At 38.3% G+C, this 16,984-nt stretch carries 12 protein-coding genes and 1 tRNA gene; all 13 read right to left on the reverse strand.

Annotated elements, in window-relative coordinates; genetic code table 11:
- Nucleotides 1–86 precede the first annotated feature (86 nt).
- Nucleotides 87–2,663, reverse strand: a complete 2,577-nt coding sequence (locus FFM55_RS02760) for a cation-translocating P-type ATPase (RefSeq protein ID WP_042492895.1) — start codon at nucleotides 2,661–2,663, stop codon at nucleotides 87–89.
- A gap of 162 nt (nucleotides 2,664–2,825) precedes the next feature.
- Nucleotides 2,826–4,559: a septation ring formation regulator EzrA gene (locus tag FFM55_RS02765; protein WP_042492896.1), complete on the reverse strand. Its 1,734-nt coding sequence runs from the start codon at nucleotides 4,557–4,559 to the stop codon at nucleotides 2,826–2,828.
- A gap of 239 nt (nucleotides 4,560–4,798) precedes the next feature.
- Entirely contained in the window at nucleotides 4,799–5,410 is a 612-nt protein-coding gene (gene rpsD, locus FFM55_RS02770; RefSeq protein WP_042492898.1) for a 30S ribosomal protein S4, read from the reverse strand.
- A gap of 233 nt (nucleotides 5,411–5,643) precedes the next feature.
- Nucleotides 5,644–6,348, reverse strand: coding sequence for a GntR family transcriptional regulator (locus FFM55_RS02775; protein ID WP_042492900.1), 705 nt, complete (start codon nucleotides 6,346–6,348; stop codon nucleotides 5,644–5,646).
- A 5-nt stretch (nucleotides 6,349–6,353) separates the two neighbouring features.
- Entirely contained in the window at nucleotides 6,354–7,529 is a 1,176-nt protein-coding gene (gene nagA / locus FFM55_RS02780; protein ID WP_042492901.1) for an N-acetylglucosamine-6-phosphate deacetylase, read from the reverse strand.
- A gap of 249 nt (nucleotides 7,530–7,778) precedes the next feature.
- A complete protein-coding gene (locus FFM55_RS02785) occupies nucleotides 7,779–9,764 on the reverse strand; it encodes an ABC transporter ATP-binding protein/permease (protein ID WP_137600461.1) in 1,986 nt (661 codons plus the stop codon).
- A gap of 134 nt (nucleotides 9,765–9,898) precedes the next feature.
- Nucleotides 9,899–10,708, reverse strand: coding sequence for an HAD-IIB family hydrolase (locus tag FFM55_RS02790; RefSeq protein ID WP_042492903.1), 810 nt, complete (start codon nucleotides 10,706–10,708; stop codon nucleotides 9,899–9,901).
- 19 nt (nucleotides 10,709–10,727) lie between these two features.
- Nucleotides 10,728–13,259, reverse strand: a complete 2,532-nt coding sequence (locus FFM55_RS02795; protein ID WP_042492904.1) for a M1 family metallopeptidase — start codon at nucleotides 13,257–13,259, stop codon at nucleotides 10,728–10,730.
- A gap of 134 nt (nucleotides 13,260–13,393) precedes the next feature.
- Nucleotides 13,394–13,465, reverse strand: a tRNA-Glu gene (locus FFM55_RS02800).
- A 76-nt stretch (nucleotides 13,466–13,541) separates the two neighbouring features.
- A complete protein-coding gene (locus tag FFM55_RS02805; protein ID WP_137600462.1) occupies nucleotides 13,542–14,333 on the reverse strand; it encodes a pyrroline-5-carboxylate reductase family protein in 792 nt (263 codons plus the stop codon).
- A gap of 111 nt (nucleotides 14,334–14,444) precedes the next feature.
- The gene (locus FFM55_RS02810; RefSeq protein WP_042492906.1) at nucleotides 14,445–15,629 is read right to left on the reverse strand and encodes an FtsW/RodA/SpoVE family cell cycle protein; all 1,185 of its coding nucleotides are present in this window, start codon (nucleotides 15,627–15,629) and stop codon (nucleotides 14,445–14,447) included.
- 28 nt (nucleotides 15,630–15,657) lie between these two features.
- The gene (locus FFM55_RS02815; protein WP_042492907.1) at nucleotides 15,658–15,867 is read right to left on the reverse strand and encodes a DUF2969 family protein; all 210 of its coding nucleotides are present in this window, start codon (nucleotides 15,865–15,867) and stop codon (nucleotides 15,658–15,660) included.
- 12 nt (nucleotides 15,868–15,879) lie between these two features.
- Nucleotides 15,880–16,860: a rod shape-determining protein gene (locus FFM55_RS02820; RefSeq protein WP_042492908.1), complete on the reverse strand. Its 981-nt coding sequence runs from the start codon at nucleotides 16,858–16,860 to the stop codon at nucleotides 15,880–15,882.
- Nucleotides 16,861–16,984: the final 124 nt, after the last annotated feature.

Genomic DNA, 16,984 nt, shown 5'->3' on the forward strand with positions numbered 1-16,984 from the left:
TAATGATATAACATTAAACACTATCTTTCCTACTTTGTTTCACTAAAAAACGCACAAGAACCGAACGTCTTGTGCGTTTAAATGAATTACTTATTATTCTTAATGGCTTTGGCAATTTCCCAATAAATATTTGGTACTAATGACAAGAAAATTGTAATTAACCAGGCTATACCTGTTAATGATACAAAGCTAAACAACGTTTGTGTTACCGGCACAATAACTAGTAAGATTGTCAATAATCCGGCCAATGCCGCCATCATAACTAGCATTGGGTTAGCGCTAAACTTAATCTTAAACATTGATTCTTCACTACGAATATTGAAGACATGTAAAATTGATGTTAGTGATAAGACAATGAAAGCCATTGTGTTTCCAAGTTCTGGATTACCCACATAAACACCGTAACCTTGCGCAATCAACGTTGGAACTGCAAATAAAATGACATTTATCATGATGCGCCCAGCTAAACCATTAGCAAAGATACTTGCTTTTGGACTTACTGGTTCTTGATTCATGACGTTATCGTGAACAGGTTCACGACTCAAAGCAAAACCAGGAAGACCATCAGCTACCAAATTAATAAACAACAGTTGCGTTGCAATCAATGGTGATCCCCAGCCAAATATCATTGCTGCCACAATAATCACAATTTCTGACATGTTTGCACTCATCAAGAAATTAATCGTCTTCCGAATATTACCGTAAATACCACGACCAACTTCAACTGCATGGACAATCGTTGCAAAGTTATCATCAGTTAGAACAATTGCTGATGCTTCACGGGCAACATCGGTCCCCGTTTCACCCATTGCAATACCAACATCAGCACTGCGCAAAGCTGGTGCATCGTTAACACCATCACCTGTCATGGCAACAACATCACCGCGTTTTTGCCATGATTTCACAATACGAATCTTATCTTCTGGCGTTACTCGAGCATAAACCGCATATTTTTCAACATTTTTATCTAATTCTTCATCAGACATTTTATGCAACTCAGCCCCTGACAATGCATGGTCTTCATCGCCTAAAATACCAATCTCACGTGCAATAGCACTAGCTGTTACCACGTGATCACCTGTAATCATAACCGGTTTAATACCAGCTGCACGGGCTTGTGCAACAGCTTCAGCTGACTCAGGACGTGGTGGATCAATAATACCAACCAGTCCCAATAGCGTCATGTTACTTTCAACTTCGTCTTCAGTTGGTTCGTCACTAATTGATGCTAATTTAACTGCTCCAACGGCAATCACACGTAATGCTTTTGAACCGAATTGCTCGTTCACATCAGTTGCATCATGATGAACACTTTCCGGAAACTTTGGTAACAAGACATCAAAAGCTCCCTTAGTTATTGCCAGATAACCATCCGCTACTTTGTGTACGGTTGTCATACGCTTTCGTGTTGAGTTAAATGGAATTTCAAAAACCTTTGGATAAGTTGCTTGTAGGTTTTCATATTCTGAATATTCACCTAAAGCATTAACCATCGCAATTTCAGTAGGTAATCCCACTACCTCTTCTTCTGGCTTTGTCACATTAGTTGATAAAGCTCCGAATTTCAAAACGTCTGGTAAATTACTTGCAATTTCTTGATTATCAAAAATTTGATTAGCTTGCGCATCCCATACACGACGCACAGTCATCTTATTTTGCGTTAGCGTTCCTGTTTTATCAGATGCAATCACTGTTGCTGACCCTAATGTTTCAACAGCAGGCAAACGACGTACAATCGCATGTTGCTTTGCCATCTTTTGTACACCTAATGCCAATGTGATTGTCACAATAATCATTAATGTCTCAGGAACCACTGCAACAGCTAATGATACAGCCGTCATGAACAAAGTAAGTAATGGCTCACCATGGAATATTCCTAAACCAATCACGACTAACGCAGCTAAAATCGCAATAACACTCAAACGCTTACCTAGATGTGCAAGACGTACCTGCAATGGCGTTTGTTCACGTTTTTGATCGCCTAACAAACCAGCAATCTTTCCCATTTCAGTTTCCATACCAACGGCTGTTACTGTTGCAACACCGCGACCATTAACAACTGCCGTACCACGATAAACGCGGTCTAAACGATCACCTAACGCATCTTCTTCAGAAGATTCAAAATCTGCATCTTTTTCAATGGCATCACTTTCCCCAGTCAATGCCGATTCTTCAACTCGTAATTCTGTTGTTTCTAGCAAACGTGCATCAGCAGAAATACGCTTACCATTTTCTAAAATCATTAAATCACCAACCACAATATCAGCGATTGGAATTGTTTTAATTTGGCCGTCACGTTTAACGGTTGCTTGCGCCACTTCTAAACTTTTTAACGAATCTAAAGCTGCTTCAGCTCGTCCTTCTTGATAAATTGATAATACTGAATTAATGATAACAATTGCAATAATTAAAACACTCTCAAAATAATGACCATTTCCTTGCATTATCGATGTTATCAATGAAATAACAGCAGCAATAATCAAAATGATTGTCGCTACATCACTCAAACTACGCTTTACTTTTTGCCATAAGGGTTCTTTCGCTGCTTCTTTAAAAACATTCTGACCATACTGTTCTCTTGCACTTTGAACTTGATCACTCGTTAACCCATTAACTCTATCCACGCTTTTCAGGGCATGGTCCTGACTTGCTTTTTCTACCATATTCTCTCCTTTGTTGTTGGAATTTCATCTTTCCCTTAATTAAATACTAACAAATCATCAGCCATTTGTAAAGTTTTCATATAAAACGTAACTTTTAAAGGCGCTGTTTGACAACAAAAAACACTTTATCGAAACAAAATGTTTCAGATAAAGTGTTATCAATTATTCTTGTTCTAAATACTCCGCTTGCAACGTTGCTTGTTCTTGACGATACTGTTGCACAACACGATTGGTTAATCCTGGTTCAATTTGATCCAAAATAACCGCTAGTGTCTTCATTGATTGTTCATAATCATAGCTTGTCTCATAAAAGTAGCGTGCTTGTTGCGTCGACTGTGCAACCGCTGGATTATCACGATACATCAAAGCTTTTCGTACTAAACGTTCCGTAATCGTTGCCGCCTCAATCAAACTATCCGTTCGTTCTTGTAGCGTGTCTAAATCTGCTGTCACAATGCTTAATTGACGTAAAACATCATCCATATTCACTCGTGAAAATCCGAGTTGTTGTTTTACACGTTCTAATTCATCACTAACCGAATAAAAAATCGATAAGTACGTATCTGGCAATCCTGGTAAACCTTGCCGTTCAAACGAACGTTGAATCAATCGTAACTTATCAGCTAATAGCGTAACGCGCTTTTTTGATTGTTCCAACACCATTGGTAACTCCTGAAATGCTTGCCACATTGTCGTTTGTTCCTTGGCAATACGTTCAAGGTCAGTAAACATTGCCTCTTGTTGACTAATTAATGTTGAGAAAACTGCCTCATGACGGCTAATATGTTGTCTTAATTCTTCAAAATTAACTGTATTATTGCCTAATTGAATTTCCCAACTACGAATTTGGCCTAATTCATCTTTTGAAAAAACAAAATCTTGGTTCAAACGATCTAAACGCGCATATAATTCATGGTTTTGACGCTTATTTTGTGCCACATAACTTGTTAATTTTTCATTATTTTCCCAAACAATTTGCGCAGCTTTTGCTTCTTCGTCAAAAGTTTCATACAAAAGTTCAGTTTGTGCCTTCATTTTTGCAATTTCTTCTGTGGCTTTTTTCAACGTTAATTCTTGCAACAATTCTAACGCTGCTTGTCGTTGTTCCGCAATATTTGCTAATTGCTTTTCAATGTTAGTTTCAAATTTAAAGCCTTCTGCCGCCATTTTGTTATACGCATTTTGTAATTCATCAAGTTGGCCAGGTATCGTATCTGTTAATTCAGTATTAATCGTTGGAATTTGTTCAATACGTTGTTCTAGCTGATTCGTCTCCATACTCAATGTTTCATAAATACCAGCTGCAGTTGCGTGGTCACCCATTTCAGTTAAACGAGAAAATTCATCAAAGTCTTCTTCAAGTGATCCCAAAATTTCTTCCAATTTATCAATTGCTGGACCAAATGTGAAATTTTGTGATAATAATAACTTACGTAATTCTTGATACTTAGCTTCTAAATCTTTAACTGCCTGCTTATGTGCTTCATCTAATTGTTCTAGATCATTTAGACCTTGGTTAACAACATCTATTGTCGTCTCGGCTTCACGAATTTGACGTTGCAACTCCTTCATTCCCTGCGACGTTTTTAAAAAGTTTAATCCTTGTGAGTCAAACAACACTGTATTTGCTTTTAAATCGATACTATTAAATTCTGTTTTTTCCAAATGATTATATTTCGCTTCCAACAATTGAAATTGTTTCAAGGATTGTCCTGTCAAACTTAACTGGCGCCCCTTGATTAACCGATCACGCATTGGAATCTCAGTTAATTGTGCCTTTTTTTGAACTAACTTATTAACCTTACGCACCGTCAATCGTTGAGAGACAAAGATAATCAAATAAATGGCTGCAACTACAATAATCAAGCCAATTACAATATGTCCAATCTGTGTCATACTCTTTTATCTGGTGAACCATTGTCACCATACTCCTAACTTTCGGGAATTCTAATATGATTAGCGTACCACGTGACACACCATTCATGTTATTTTTTAATACGGTTTAGTGTTTATTTGTTGTTCTTTAACATTTTTTAACTTTTTATTGTATATATTACTGGATATACAAAAAAAGCCAAGACAAATGTCTTAGCTTTTTTGTATCGTTAAACCACATACCAATGTGATAATTAAAATTATCCAATACGGTTGTAGTACTCAACGATTAGTGATTCGTTGTATTCGTGATCCAACTCAGCACGTTCTGGTTCGCGAACCAAAGTTCCCTTTAGTGCATCCTTATCAAACTCAACGAATGGTAGAGTTCCAGCTTGTGCTTCAACAGCAGCTTGGATGTAAACGTTCTTTTGTGACTTCTCACGAACTGAGATTTCTTGTCCAACACTAACTTCGTATGAAGGAATATCAACACGCTTACCATCAACCAAGATGTGGCCGTGGTTTACAAGTTGACGTGCTTGTTGGCGAGTAGTTGCCAAACCTAGACGGTAAACAAGGTTGTCCAAACGACGCTCTAGCAATGACATAAAGTTATCACCGTGAGTACCCTTACGAACCTTACCTGCCTTCAAGAACAAGTTGTGGAATTGACGTTCAGTCAAACCGTAAGTAAAACGAACCTTTTGCTTTTCAGCTAATTGAATACCATAATCAGATGGCTTTGAACGACGTCCGGCACCGTGATCACCAGGTGCGTAGTTACGACGAGCAAGTTCTTTTCCAGTACCTGACAATGAAACGCCTAGACGACGTGACAAACGGTACTTAGGACCAGTATAACGTGACATATTAAAATGTCCTCCAGAATTTTTATTTTGTTGAATTCTAGAGAGTTGCCTCACATTCGTGCAATTTACCCAAACGTTCGCTGCTGCAGCGCAGTTACTGGTGTGTTCTCCGCCATTATTGAAACGGGTCGGTAAATTGTTGACGAGCTTGCGGACAACCCGCTGCAGTTTTCAACACTTCAAGTATTCTATCAAATTACTGAATAATACACAAGGATTAGTTACTTGAATCCTTATGATTTTTCCATGTAAAATTCAAAACGTGACCCAACATACTGCGTTTGAACATATTCAAAAGGGACATCTTTTTCATTGTAAGTGATTTGTCGCAATACTAAGACAGGGTCCCCGCGCTTAATGGCTAAATACTCTGACACACGTTCTTTAACTGCTGCTGCTGTCACAACTTGTTTTGCGCGCCCAATTTTCAAGCCCCGTTCTTTTGCTAATGTCCGGTACAATGAATCTGTCAATGCTTGGCGTGATAATCCCGTCACCAATGTTTCAGGAATCGCCGCCACCTCAAAGGCAATTGGCTCACCATCCCCATACCGCACACGTTCCATACGAAGTACTCGATCATTTTCATTTAACAATAATTGTTCTTGTTCTGAATTTGATGCACGCCCAATATGGAAGCTAACTGTCTTAGATGTTGCTTGTTTACCGGCATCTGCCATTAAATCAGTAAATGATGTAATGCCATTTAAATGCTCTTGTACTTTTTGTTCTGATACAAAAGTTCCTGAACCAACACGTCGCTCTAAAATACCTTCATCAACTAAGAGCATAATTGCTTGACGTAACGTCATTCGTGAAACACCAAACTGATCAGCTAATTCTCGTTCTGCTGGAATACGATCACCTGGGACCCAACGACCTGCATCAATAGCTTCATGAATTTCATCATGAATTTGAATATATACCGGAGAACCCATCTTCTTTACTCCTTTGTTTGCACACCATCTTGTTTAGAAAAACGACGTCCCATACTATAAGTTGCTGTTAATTCAGAAAAATCAGCGCTAAAGACATTTAAATCAGCATCTTTACCTTCTTCTAAAGTACCTTTAGTTGTTAAACCAAATTCAACAGCTTGATTAACCGACGCCATTTGAATAGCTTCATGGACTGTCGCACCTGTAAAAGCCATGATATTTCGGAATGCATCATCAAACTCTAACACTGATCCTGCTAACGTACCATCAGCTAACCGAGCTTGCTTATCTTTAACCCAAACCTTTTGACCACCCAGTTCAGACTCGCCATCACCCAATCCTTTAGCACGCATCGAATCTGTAATCAAGTCAATGCGACGTGCTGACTTTAATTTGTAAGCAAGGTTAACCATATCAGGATACACGTGGAACCCATCAACAATTAACTCCGTACGAATATTATCTTCTAACATGGCATGACCAGTTACGCCTGGCTCACGATGTGCCATCGGCCGTTGTGCATTATACAAATGTGTAATATGACTTGCTTTTGAATGTTGTTGTAAAAACTCTCGTGTTGCGTTGGAGTGCCCAATCGAGCCAATAATATTATGCTCAGCTAAATAATTTTCAAAATCAGCCACATTTGCTGCTTGTTCTGGTGCGTAAGTAATCAGACGCACTCGATTACCTGATAATTCATGCCACTTTTGCACTAATTCTTGACTAGGTGCAATAATATATTGTTCTGGTTGTGCACCTTTAAAATGTGGATTAATAAATGGTCCTTCCAAATGAACACCTACAATAGCAGGTTCTTGTTTAGCAGCTTCATTAATCGCCACCATTGCATTTGATATATTTTCTACAGATTGGGTCATCGTTGTTGGAAAAACCGATGTAATTCCCTCTGAAATTTGTCCATGAACCATATTAACGACATCTTGGGCATTACCGTCCATTGTATCAAATCCATATGCACCATGTGTATGAACATCAATAAATCCAGGCACAATCACTTTACGATCAGCGCGAATAACTTGATCATTCGCACTAATTATTAATTCTGCCATCATACCAATCGCTTCAATTTGTTTATCAAACCGTATATAAGCATCTTTTAGTAGTGGTTGATTATCATTTCCTGTATAAATAGTTGCGTGTGTTAATACTTTACTCATGATTATTCCCCTTATTCATTCAATGACACAAGCGGATAATGACCGTCTGAAATTCATCTCTAATCGTCTCTAAGTTTACACGGTCTATACCGATTTTTCTAGTCATCTCTTCTACAAAAAACATTAGCTAAAATATTTACTAAGATCAACCGTCACAACTTGTTAATTCGTAAACATATCAAAAGGTGCCAATCCACCATTTCAAAATGATAGATTAGCACCTTTCGTATATTATATACAGCTATTTAATTAATCTGCAGATAAAGCATCAATTGGATTCAATTTAGCTGCCCGACGAGCAGGCAATAATGCTGCTAGGAATGAAATAATCAACGCCAAAATTAACGTAACGAAAATATTACCAAATGAAATCTGAATCATATCAAACGATGCAATTTTATACAATGCATGATTCAATATGCCCCCTACTACAAAGGCCAATACAACTGCTAAGACGAAACTTGCCAAACCAATTAATACTGATTCTGAAGTAAATAAGCGACGAACATCTTTTTTACTTTCACCTAAAGCACGTAGAATTCCGATTTCCTTAGTTCGTTCTGAAACAGACATAAACATTGTTACAATGATCATCAATGCTGACACAATTAATGAAATTGCAGCAATAGCTGCCAATACATTAGTTGCTAATGACACAATCGTATTAATTGTATCTAGAATTGAACCAACGGTTATCGCTGAAAATGCGCGCTTACCATCACTGGTCTTAATGTTTTGCACTGCTTTTTGGAATGGCTTAACCGCATCAGCATCTTTTACACGAACAGTTGCAAACAATGCATTAGTTGTTGCACCAGTTTGCTCATACGTATCTTTAACTGTTTTGGCATCAACAACGTTGGCTGTTCCAGCTTTACCAGCATCGATTACACCTGAAATCTTCAAGTCTTTATTAATTGTCACTGGTGTTTGACCGTCATCTTTAACCGTCACCCAAGTAACATTAATATGCTTACCAACAACTGATTGCCAATCTTTTTTATCAAATTGCTTGGCAACTGTTTTCTTATCAACCAAAATTTCATTCTTGCCCGGCACATGTCCTGCCTTAATCAATTTCTTTTGATAAGTTGCCGACCAAGTTTGTACAGTCCCTAAATTATAATCTTTATCGTCTAACTTTCCCTTAACACCTGATAATTGGTATCCAGGTTGGACATTTTTAGCACCCTTCATCTGACGAATTTGTTTCATTTGCTGGTTTGAAATCGTTGTTTTTTCAATATCAACGCCACCTGCACCAGCCGTTGCTTGACCAACACCACCGTTACCATCATCTTCTTGATAACGTGCAACCGTAATGGCAGTTGGATTAGCTAATGAATTAACCTGATCGTTAATATAAGCTTTAACACCATTCCCCAAACCAGAAAATAGCATAACAGCAAATAAACCAATCGCTGTTCCTAACATAATTAATGAATTACGCCAAAAACTAAAAGTTAAATGTTTATATGCATTTCGATATGACGAACTTGCAGGCAATGGTCGATCAGATAGTCGATCAACATTTTCAGGCAACGCAAATGGTTCACGCAAACGTTGATCATTATCAATTTTCCCATCTGCCAAGTGCACAATCCGAGTTCCATGATCAGCAACATCTTGTGAATGCGTTACAGCAATAACCAAGCGACCTTCTGCAGCAATTTCATTTAAAATTTCTAAAACATCTGCTGTATTTTCTGCATCCAAAGCCCCTGTTGGCTCATCAGCAATAATCACTTGCGGGTCTGAAGCTAATGCTCGTGCAATCGCAACACGCTGCTTTTGACCACCAGATAATTGATTTGGATGCTTACGGATTTGTTCACCTAGGCCAACTCGTTGCAACAATTCAGTTGCCCGTTTTGTTTTTTCCGACTGTGACAATGTTGTCATTTCTAATGAAACTAACACATTTTCCAATACCGTTAAATGACTAATCAAGTTGTATGATTGATAAATGTACCCAATTGTGCCACGACGGTATGCATCTAATTGATTTTCTAAACGATGATCTAAAGTTTTGCCTTCTATTGTTACTGAACCATCAAATTCACGATCTAAACCACCAATAATGTTCATTAAGGTAGACTTACCACCACCAGATTCACCTAATATCGAGACAAACTCGCCTAACTCAAAGTCCAAGTCAATTCCCTTTAAAACAGGAAACTTTTCTTTGCCTAAATAATAAGATTTTTGAATATCTCTTAATTCTAAATATGCCATTTACACTCCTCCGAGTACTTGCTTATGCTACCACAATTATTGGCTAGTTTACGCTATTTAAAAGTCACCGTCAACAAACTTAACATTCTAAAAAAGATGTGTTATCTATTAAGCTTAGACAACACATCTTTTTATTATGCTATGATTTTTTCAATTTCAGCTAATACGCCATCGTGCTCATTATCATTTGTAACAACATGATAGCCGCGACCGAATAGTCGTTCATCAGAATTTGGCATAATGTAAGTTTGACCTGCAAGCTGCATCATTTCCAAATCATTCATCCCATCCCCAAAAACGATCAAATCTGCAGGGTTAATATCGATTTGTTTAATCAGTTTAGCCAAACTGGTTGCCTTATTAACGCCATCCGCCAAAATATCGACAGTGCCATAACCAGAAGTCGTCACATGTAGTGGTAGACGATTATCGTCAACAACGTCAATAACCGCTTGTGCATTCGCTGATGAAAATGCACCCGTTACACTGACTAGCGGTTCTGTAATATCTGCTAAATGATCAACGACAATAATATTTGGATAAGTTTGGGTAACATCTGATTTAATGCCGTCAATATCATCTTCTAATCCAGCTAATTTATACATATTATTAGCCGAAAAAGCAATCACGCGGATAGCCGAAAATTCTGGTCTCAATAACAACGACTCCAATTTTGGCAATACCGCCGTATCAATATTTTGCTCATGCAATGTATCAGAACCATTAACTCGCCAGGTTGCCCCATTACCCGTTACCAAATGAACGCGATTAGCTAGTTTGCCAAATTTATTTTTAACCCACTTTTCATCACGACCAGTTGCAATCGCAAATTGATCACCATTTGCTGTTAACTTATCTAAAAGAGCCTCAAATCGTGGCTTATTAAAATGACGTTTGCCATCCAAAAATGTTTGATCTAAATCACTTACAAATAAACGCGTCATATTAACTTCTCCTTGTTAATTATGCTTCTTTACTAATTGCTTGGTGTACGGCTGTTTTTTCATCAGTAATTAAGGCCACACGACCCGCAATAACATTCACATCCATTGTGATTTCACGCCCTAATCCTGGTGTATCTAACTTTGGTTCAAAGAAATCTTTAAATTCGGCCAGCCTTTTTGCTGTCTTGAATACAGCTGCGGTCACCGTAATATACGTTGTAAATTCCATATCACCACCAACCGTCTTTTCCAACCATGCCCATTCATCACGCAACCAGTCCCAAGCTAATTGTTGCCCTTGATCATTGTTTAGGATACCACTGTACCATCCCCGGAGATCTTGTGGTTTAATCACATCACTATTTTTGAAAGAAGTGATGATTTCTTTAATCAGGTCAACATCCTTAGTCTTTGTCAAAGCTGTCATAATATCACGTTGATATCCACCGTCAGACGTTGTTTGATAATCTGATAATAATTGATCAAACAAAGCACGGTTACCATAACGCTTAACTTCATTAGCTAGAATATCAGCACGGACATCGGCCGGTAAAGCAACCAATGCTGCACGATTTGTCATAACTAATTCATGAGCTGAACTAATAGCGACTTCATTTTGTGCATATAAAGAAGCGTTCACAATAACTGGTCGACTCACTTGATTAGCGACTGCTTCATCAGACTGACCTTGCCATCCTAAACGTGTAAATTGATTGACACTTAATTGATTGACTAATTGCTGTAATTGACTTTCGGCCTTTGTATCAGCTGTGACGAACTTTTTCAGATTATTAACGACCTGATATAATGCCGTATTAACGACACCCGAGTGACTATTAGCAAAGCTGCGTAACAATGGTACAATGACCGCATATGAAATTTGACGTCCTTCAGCAAGCAGACGCAAATCCTGTAATAGCTGCAACTGTGTAATCGCATCTAAGTTATCAATATCAGACAAAATTTCCTGTAACAAATCTGGTTCATAATTAACAATAAAGTGTGCCGTATTACCAACATTCAAGCGGAATGGTGTGCCAGCATTCTGGCGCATTGTCTTGTAGTCACCTAAGACCAACTTGTTTGTCACCATTAATTCTTGTACAGCTGCATAGTTACTATTCAATGGAATTTGCCATTGACGTGCTTGATCAACACCATTACCAATAAAGAATTGTTGTTGTCTTACTTGTAATTGACCGTCAACCACTTCAACTGTTAACACTGGGTAGCCTGGTTGTTCCAACCAAGTATTCATCATTGTAGTCAAATCGATACCAGCTGCTTGACCAAGAGCTGCCCATAAGTCGGCACCCCGTGCATTACCATATTGATGCGCTTCAAAATATGCCTTTAAACCACGACGTAAAGCATCATCACCAATCAAAGCACGGACCATTACCAACATCCGTGATCCTTTTGCATACACGATTGCACCATCAAAAATGGCATCTATTTCTGCTGGCTCTTCAACTTGGACATGGACAGATTGAACCCCATCAGTCGCATCACGCTGGAGCGCTGATGCCGCTTCTGATGTTTGGAACAATTCCCAAATATGCCAGTCAGGTTCTAATGCATCAATAGCAACATATTCCATCATATTAGCAAAACTTTCGTTCAACCATAGATCATCCCACCATTGCATTGTTACCAAATCACCAAACCATTGGTGGGCCAATTCATGAGCAATAACAGTCGCAACCCGTTGCTTCATTTCTAATGAAGCATTGTTCTCATCAAGTGCCAAGTATGCTTCACGATACGTCACTAACCCCCAGTTTTCCATTGCACCTGCCGAAAAATCAGGCAAAGCTAGTTGCCAAGAATGTGGTAACGGATAGGGTGTTTGATAATAATCTTCAAAAAATTCAATTGCGCGTTTAGCAATATCTAACGCAAAATTTAATTCAGATGCTTGATGTGCCTTCGTTGAAAAAACGCCTACTTGGACACCACTCTTAGTTTGGGTCAATTTACTTTGCATATCACCAAAGGCAAAAGCAACCAAATAAGTTGACATTTTCACTGTCTCAGCGAAATAATGCACACCATCGATTACTTTTTCTTCCGGCATATTGGCAATAATCGTTTCGCCAGCTTGTTCATCATACTTAATTGCGAGTGAAAAAGTCGCTTTAGCAGCTGGTTCGTCAATACTTGGAAATGCTTGACGAGCAGCTGTCGTCTCAAACTGTGTGCCAATTAATTGTTTCTTTTCACCATTAATTTGATAGTATGAGGGATAAATGCCCATCATCGTATCAGTTAATGGTGCTGTATAATCAACGTAAATCGTCATTTCGCCAGTATGTGGTGCTGTAAACGCTATGGTTTCACTATCATCATCAACTGTCGCGTTCACAACTTGATCATCAATCATAACTCGTTGTACTGTCATAAATTTTTGGTGTAACAAAATTTCTGTCTGCTTAGCATTCCCTTTAATTGCTACCTTACCTGAAATATCTTTTGTCACCCGATTAATATCTAAATAAATATCATAATGTGTTGGTTGAAATATATCTACCAAACGTTGTCCTGCTACCATAAATCTATTATCCCCCTATCATTTATGACTAATAATCATATATGACCTATTTTAGCATAGTCTCTGCAAGCTTGATTGTCTTTCTAAGGCATAAAAAAAGGACTAACAAATTTAATGTTAGTCCTCTTAACTGATAGCTCATCAGGGAGTTGAACCCTGGATGCCGGTGTGAAAAACCGGAGTCTTAACCGCTTGACCAATGAGCCATTATTATTACGTTGCCTCAACAACATAAATAATAATACCAGTTTAAAAGATGTATTGCAAGCCTTTTTTTATTTTTTATTCAAACTCAGCATTTTTTGCCATTGTAGCAGCAATTGTGTCCAATACAAGTTGATTTAAATCACCTTTTTGTAAGACATCATAGCCTGCTGCAGTTGAACCACCAGGCGTCATAACTTCATTAGCAAGTGTCAGTGGCGTCTTTTTTGCTTGGATCATATGACGGGCAGTTCCAGCAACTGTTTGTTCAGCTAAACGTGCAGCAATTTCTTCAGTTAAGCCATTTTTTATTGCTGCTTGCTTAAGTGATTCAGTAAATGCAGCCACAAATGCTGGACCAGAGCCAGCTACTGCGCTAGCAGCACCAAAGTTTTCTTCAGCCAACTCATCAGTACGGCCAAATTCCAAAAAGAGTGCGGCCACAGCCCCCTTAATATCAGGATCCGTGTCTTTATCAAAAGCTAATGCAGTATACCCATACTTAACAGCGACATTAACATTTGGTAGAGCACGCGTAATAATTAACTGTGCACCTAACGCTTCATGCAACTGTGCTAAGGAAATGCCACCTAAAACAGATGCGACAATCACACTAGGTTTCATTAAAATAGCTGGTTGCAACGTTTTAGCTGTTGCTGCTAATTGGTCTGCTGGTGTTGCTAAAACCACTAAATCTGATTTTAGCCAGACTGCCATCGCCGAATCTTCAGCCGTAATTCCCAACTCATTTGCGACTTTTTTACCAGAATTTGGTGAATATACAGTTAATTGCACTTCAGGATTACCAGACCATCCTTGTATCATAGCTTGTGCTATATTACCTGCACCAATAAATCCAATTGTAAGCATACTATACTCCTTTATTACTTTCGTTATTTTTTATCATAACATAGCCCCTATTATTGCAAAAGAAAAGTGAGTTAAAGCGTTTAAATAGCAACCACTTTAACTCACTTATTATTATGAAAAGCCTTCACGTTCAGACAATGAAAATGATTTATTATGATAGCGCATTGACATAATCAAACCAATACCAATCATATTACCAATTAATGCCGAACCACCTTGTGAGATAAACGGCAATGGAATTCCTGTTAATGGTACTAGCCCAATGTTCATACCAATATTTTCAAAGATATGGAACAATAGCATCATCACAACACCAGTTGCAATGTAAGCATAAAATTGGTTCGATGAATCAAAGACAACTTGAATAATTTGGTATATCAACAAGAAGTACAAGATAAGCAACAACACGCCCCCAACAAAGCCAAAGTTTTCACCAATAACCGAAAAAATCATATCAGATTCGCGTACTGGTACATCAACATGTGACACATTAAATCCTGTACCCGTAATACCACCAGACCCAATCGCTTTAATTGATTGCCACAATTGGTAAGCCCCATTAGACGTATCATTTTGTGGATTTAACCAGGCATCAATACGTGTAAATTGATAAGCCTTAAACCCAATATTTTCTAGCATATGACGACCCCAAGTTTGTGTCACTAACAAAATAGCAACCGAACCTAGCGCCCCAACAAAAGCAATAATTGGTCCCAGAATTAACCATGATAGACCAGACACCAACGTCATACCAAAAACAACTGCAATAAAGACTAAATTAGTTCCAAAATCGCTACCATTAACAATCAATACGGGCACTGTCCACAACATGATTTTTAATAGTAAACGCCAGTCTGATTTCATTGTATGTGTCGGATTAGCAATATTATGATCAGTAATAACACGTGCTAGCATGATAATGAAAGCTGGTTTCATTATCTCAGCTGGTTGGAATGTTACTGGTCCAATTGCAAACCACTTACCACCAGTACTCTCGTAATAAGCTTTCGAATAAAAGAACAAGACAGCTACCATCAACAGCATTCCGACTCCAAAAGCGTATGGCGCAATTCGCCATAATTGCTCTGAATCAAATTGCATTAAAATAGCAACGCCAATGATACCAACAATATAATAGGCTAATTGCAAAACAACCATCCTAATTACATTAACACCTGCATCATGTGTCCCTGCGACATACAATGAAGCCAAGCCAATCAGCGCTAACATCATGACAACAAAGATGATTGACCAATCAATTTCACCACCATCTTTTGAGAAAAAACGTTTAAGCATGTTTCCCCCTTTTTATTGGTTCATTATATTAATGATGTAAATTATATTCAGCAAGCAGACTAGCAACTGCGTTATCAAAATTATCTGCTGTTTGTGTGTGACCATCAGCAAAAGTTACCACAAGCGGCGAATCTTTTTCATCAACAGTCCCCAAGATCACTTTGTTAATGATGATTTGCGAAACACTATCATCAAGTTCATTTATTTCAACAGCAACTGGTTTATTTTTACGCGCCATATTTTACCTTCCTTATTTTGCATGCATATGCGCAAGAAGCTTACCTGCTCCTTTAGCAACATTATCCAACGGTTTGTCAGAGATCATTACGGGTACCCCTAGGTGTTGGGCAATTAAGTTATCAACACCTCGTAGCAAGGCACCACCACCTGTTAACACAATACCACGATCAATGATATCAGATGCTAATTCAGGTTGAATACGCGATAACACTTCATGAGCAGCATCAACAATTAATGATAAAGTATCATGCATTGCTAGCTCAACTTCATTGGCATCTAACGTAATTGTTCGCGGCATCCCCGTAAAGGCATCACGACCACGAACATCCATTTTTTCCGGTTCATCCAATGGATTAGCCGTACCAATTTGAATTTTAATTTGTTCAGCAGTACGTTCACCAATCTGTAAACCATGATCATTTTTAACCATCATTGTAATATCAGTGTTCATTTTGTCACCAGCAACGCGAATTGACTCTGATGTTACAATATCGCCAAGTGACAAAACTGCAATATCCGTTGTACCACCACCCATATCGATAACCATCGATGCAATGGGTGAAAAAATATCTAACCCAGCGCCAACTGCAGCAACTTTTGGCTCATATTCTAAATAAACTTTACCACCGCCAGACTTTTCAGCAGCACCCATAATTGCTTTACGTTCAATACTTGTGATATTAGTTGGCGCACAGACCATGATATTTGGTCGTGCCATGATGCCTTTAACATTTAATTTTGACATAAACCGTGACAGCATCGCTTCAGTCATATCAAAATCAGAAATAACACCATCTTTTAATGGACGAACGGCTCGAATATTACCTGGCGTACGGCCCACCATTTGATAAGCCTCCGTCCCAACTGCTAGAATTTTTTCTGTTTTCGTATCAATTGCCACCACAGATGGTTCATTTAAAATGATTCCCTCTCCATCAACATAAATCAGCACATTTGCCGTTCCTAAATCAACGCCGATTTCTTTGGCCATGAATTTCACCTCTTGTTTTGTATCGAGCAAGCTCGTCCAAATTTCTAAATACTATCTTTAATAGTATAAACCATACGCAAAAAAAAATCTTGCAAAATCCGCATCCATTCACTTTGATTGCCGG

Origin of the sequence: Weissella sagaensis, assembly GCF_005405285.1 — a bacterium.
Taxonomy (GTDB): domain Bacteria; phylum Bacillota; class Bacilli; order Lactobacillales; family Lactobacillaceae; genus Weissella; species Weissella sagaensis.

What these genes read in the sequence shown, in the direction of transcription:
- FFM55_RS02760 (WP_042492895.1), bottom strand. Translation starts at nt 2,663, where the DNA reads ATGGTAGAAAAAGCAAGTCAGGACCATGCCCTGAAAAGCGTGGATAGA.
- FFM55_RS02765 (WP_042492896.1), bottom strand. Translation starts at nt 4,559, where the DNA reads ATGACACAGATTGGACATATTGTAATTGGCTTGATTATTGTAGTTGCA.
- rpsD (WP_042492898.1), bottom strand. Translation starts at nt 5,410, where the DNA reads ATGTCACGTTATACTGGTCCTAAGTACCGTTTGTCACGTCGTCTAGGC.
- FFM55_RS02775 (WP_042492900.1), bottom strand. Translation starts at nt 6,348, where the DNA reads ATGGGTTCTCCGGTATATATTCAAATTCATGATGAAATTCATGAAGCT.
- nagA (WP_042492901.1), bottom strand. Translation starts at nt 7,529, where the DNA reads ATGAGTAAAGTATTAACACACGCAACTATTTATACAGGAAATGATAAT.
- FFM55_RS02785 (WP_137600461.1), bottom strand. Translation starts at nt 9,764, where the DNA reads ATGGCATATTTAGAATTAAGAGATATTCAAAAATCTTATTATTTAGGC.
- FFM55_RS02790 (WP_042492903.1), bottom strand. Translation starts at nt 10,708, where the DNA reads ATGACGCGTTTATTTGTAAGTGATTTAGATCAAACATTTTTGGATGGC.
- FFM55_RS02795 (WP_042492904.1), bottom strand. Translation starts at nt 13,259, where the DNA reads ATGGTAGCAGGACAACGTTTGGTAGATATATTTCAACCAACACATTAT.
- FFM55_RS02805 (WP_137600462.1), bottom strand. Translation starts at nt 14,333, where the DNA reads ATGCTTACAATTGGATTTATTGGTGCAGGTAATATAGCACAAGCTATG.
- FFM55_RS02810 (WP_042492906.1), bottom strand. Translation starts at nt 15,629, where the DNA reads ATGCTTAAACGTTTTTTCTCAAAAGATGGTGGTGAAATTGATTGGTCA.
- FFM55_RS02815 (WP_042492907.1), bottom strand. Translation starts at nt 15,867, where the DNA reads ATGGCGCGTAAAAATAAACCAGTTGCTGTTGAAATAAATGAACTTGAT.
- FFM55_RS02820 (WP_042492908.1), bottom strand. Translation starts at nt 16,860, where the DNA reads ATGGCCAAAGAAATCGGCGTTGATTTAGGAACGGCAAATGTGCTGATT.